We start from the raw sequence: 400 nt of genomic DNA on the forward strand, positions 1-400 counted from the left end.
GAGGGGCTTTCCATCTGGGAGGAGGAAAGATACCGCAAGCTGCAGGGAACCTATCCGGTTATCAATCTGTCCTTTGCAAGAGTCAAGGAAACCAATTATAGAGCCACAAGGGATAAGATTTGCGAGATATTAAGGAATTTGTATATCAAGTGTTCTTTTCTGAAGGAAAGTGAAGCGCTGACTGATGCGGATCGGGCATATTTTGACAGAATATTATCAGTGGAGGTAAGCGACAGCGATGCGACCTCAGCCCTTTATCAGCTTTCTGATTTCCTGTGCCGCTATTACGGCAAAAAGGTCATTATCCTGCTGGACGAATACGACACGCCGATGCAGGAGGCGTATCTGGAGGGCTATTGGGACGAGCTGGTTTCCTTCACAAGGAGCCTCTTTAATTCCA

The 400-nt window shown here is 47.0% G+C and carries 1 protein-coding gene; it reads left to right on the plus strand.

Annotation, left to right across the window (positions count from 1 at the left end):
* Positions 1-400, plus strand: a 400-nt coding sequence (locus ASU35_RS07195; protein ID WP_242861224.1) for an AAA family ATPase, incomplete at both ends; no start/stop codon positions are given.

Source organism: Acetivibrio ethanolgignens, from assembly GCF_001461035.1.
Lineage (GTDB): Bacteria > Bacillota > Clostridia > Lachnospirales > Lachnospiraceae > Velocimicrobium > Velocimicrobium ethanolgignens.